Below are 3,043 nucleotides of genomic sequence, written 5' to 3' on the forward strand. Positions count from 1 at the left end.
ATTGGGGAAAAGTCTACAAACAAGATCTGCTAAATAACGGATTAGATCAAAGGTTTGATAAGTCTGAAACGATCGAAATCAAAGACAAAGAACAAACTAAAAAATACGATGGTTTAGACAGATAGTTTTAAACAATATAAATTTAGATCAATAATGGTCCAATCAAAGCGTAATTCACTATGTCTTTTTTATCCCCGCTACAGCTCCAAGTGTTCGCTGTGCTGGGGATACGCTCTTCGAGCTATACCGCTGATTTCCTCCCAACACGCGCATGGAAACTTATGATCTTGGTATGATTTAGCGCGTGCCGGGTCCCCGAAATCCGCGAGAGAAGGAACTAGCATATATCTTCAAACAAGCCTCAATCCAAATTTCGATTTTGGGTCCCAAGGCGACGTAAGTCGTTTTGGGGGAAAATCGAAGGTCATCGCAGGCGTAGCCGGCGGTATTCTAGCACCATTGCCCGCCTAATCGATACAAAAGGCAAGGCAAAAAAGGCGGGGCAAGGGGGCTAGGATAAAACATATTGCATTACGCCTTAGGAAAAATTTTCAATTAAATTTTGAACAAACCTTTTATTTTTTAAGATCATATTTACATTTTTTCGATATGATCGTAATTAAAGTTTTGCTAAATTGTCGAATATATCGTGATTTATGCAGTGTTTCTTTTATTTTGACCTCGGGCACCATTTTAAAAAAGAACTCCTCTAAATTTCAGTTCAAGAAGTCTAACTAAATACCAGGATAGATGCACAAAAAACTATTGTAAATATCTACAAATACGACAGCATTAATAGACATTGTCAAAACATGCAACCCATATCATCTTTACTGATCAAAAAACAATATCTAGCAGTCCGCAAAGATACATGTGTGTATCGGCATCATAAAGTCCGCAACAAAACAAGCGCAACAAAATTACTCAAAAATATTTTTGTGTAAAATTTCCTCCAGCACCACCGTCGCGTAGCTTCCTTTTTGTAGCGTGAAATTTATCGTAAAATGAGCCTTTTCCTCGTTGTATTTATAGCTCGCATCCTCCAGATAACACCACGCAAAGCGCCGCGAGCCCGTCATTTTGGCTTTAAATTCATTTGCCTGCGCGAAAATTTGATCCTCTACTGCCTTCGCCGCACCCTGCGCCTCATACGCCTTCGCGCCTGCGATCAGCCCGCAGCTAGTGATATCTCTCGCGTCAAAGCGCGCGCCCTCCGCGTCCAAATCCTCGCACAAAAAGCACTTGCCGTGAGGGTAATGCCCCAAAACTTCGCCCTCAATAAGCTTAAAAAATCTCTTTTGCGATTTTAAATTTTTCAAAATCGCGCCGTCAAGATAAGGGTAAATTTGAGCTAGCTCGCCTAGGCTAAAATCATGTGCAAACCTTGAGATTTCAACGCGCTTGCTAAGCCAGCGGTTAAAAAGATCGCTTTGAAAAGCCGAGATCAAAAAGTCGTTTAGCTTTGGATTTTTACTCTTTTTGCCGTTTACGGTGCCTGTTTTTAGCAGCTCCAGCCCGCTTTGCGCGTTGTCGCCGTATTTGCCGAAACGCTGATAGCCAAAGTAGTTTGGATATCCCGCCTCATCGATGTTTCGCACGGCTTGTTCCAGCTTTGCCGCCTCGCTAGGCATCACTTTTTTTAGGCGGATGAAAAAACTATTGCCCTTTAAATGCCCGATGCGAAGCTTATTGTCGTGCGCGGCGAGGCTTAAAATTTTCATCTTTTCGTGGCTAAAATTTGCTAGCGCCGCCTCAAATTTACGCGGCATCGAGATAAACTGCGTCGTCATGCCCTGCTTGTCTTTTAGCCCCGCGTAGCCAAAATCTCGCATCTTTACGCCGCTAACCTCGCTTAGAGCGTGCAAGGCTTCCTGCGTCGTCATATCTTTTTTGCAAATTTCAACGATGAGGTGCTCGCCCTGCCCGCTAAATGCGTAAAGCGGGATCTCGCGCACCACGAAATCGTCCGAGTTTTTACTAAAATACGCGTTAATGGGCGCGTGAGTGAGCGCGTAAAGAGGCTTAAAAATGGTGGTTTCTTGCATTGCTTTTAAATTTTCCTTTCGTGATTTTGGCAAAGATCGTGATTTTCGTGCGGGTTTTGCGAGCTAGGCTTAAGATTTTGGCGCGGTTTTTCGGACTAAACGTAAATAAAATCTCGTATTCCTCGCCGCTATTTAGCTCGCGTTTGCTTAGCCGTTTGCTAAATTTAGCCCCGCAACGACTCTGCGCGCAAAGCTTGGCTAGATCGGTGCAAAGCCCGTCTGAGACGTCCATAGCGGCGTTTATCTTATCTGCCGCGGCGTAGAAAAATTTATCTTTTAAAATAGGCTTTTTAAAGCGCGAATTTGACGCGACCCGCCCGCCGTTTAGAAGCGTCCTAAGTCCTTTTAAACTGCCTCCAAGCTCACCCGTAAAAGCAACCAGATCGCCCTTTTTTGCGACGCTTCGTAAGACCGCCTTGCCTCGAAGCTGTGAAATAATCGTAACGCTAAGTAAAATTTTATCGCTACCGATCGTGTCGCCGCCGATGATAGTGACGCCGTACTCGTCGCAAACGTCCGCAAATCCTTTGCGTAGCGCCGAGATCTGCGCCGCGCTCGTTTTTTTTGGTAGCCCAAGCCCCAAAAGCGCAAATTTAGGCTCGGCGTTCATCGCGACGGCGTCGGAGAGATTTACGAGCATCGCCTTGCGCGCGATCTCCTCCATACTAAGCCAGCCTGCTAGGAAGTGCGTCCCCTCGCAAAAAAGATCCTTGCTATACACCCACTCTCCGCGCTCATGCGCCACTACAGCGCCGTCGTCGCCGATGAAGGAGTTGCTAAATTTATCGATTATTAGGCGTTCTTTATCCATTTTGCGATTTTATAAAATTCGGGCTAAAAAGGCGCTTGAAAAACGAATTTATTTAAGCGGCTCGGCAAATTTAACCTCTCAAATTTGCCGAGTTTAAAATCTATCCGAAAATCTCAAATTTACTAAACAGCTCGGACTCATCTTTTACTATGCCGCGCTTAACGAGGTCGGCCACGACTTCGCGGTC

Annotated in this window: 2 protein-coding genes; both read right to left on the bottom strand. The window is 45.0% G+C overall.

Annotated features, from left to right (window positions below; translation table 11 throughout):
- Positions 1 to 920: 920 nt before the first annotated feature.
- A complete protein-coding gene (truD, locus tag Q0338_RS04425) occupies positions 921 to 2,045 on the bottom strand; it encodes a tRNA pseudouridine(13) synthase TruD (protein WP_298085699.1) in 1,125 nt (374 codons plus the stop codon).
- A complete protein-coding gene (locus Q0338_RS04430; protein WP_298085700.1) occupies positions 2,023 to 2,856 on the bottom strand; it encodes a thiamine-phosphate kinase in 834 nt (277 codons plus the stop codon). The genes truD and Q0338_RS04430 overlap by 23 nt, the downstream gene beginning before the upstream one ends.
- Positions 2,857 to 3,043 lie beyond the last annotated feature (187 nt).

Source organism: uncultured Campylobacter sp. (assembly GCF_938018145.1).
Lineage (GTDB): Bacteria > Campylobacterota > Campylobacteria > Campylobacterales > Campylobacteraceae > Campylobacter_A.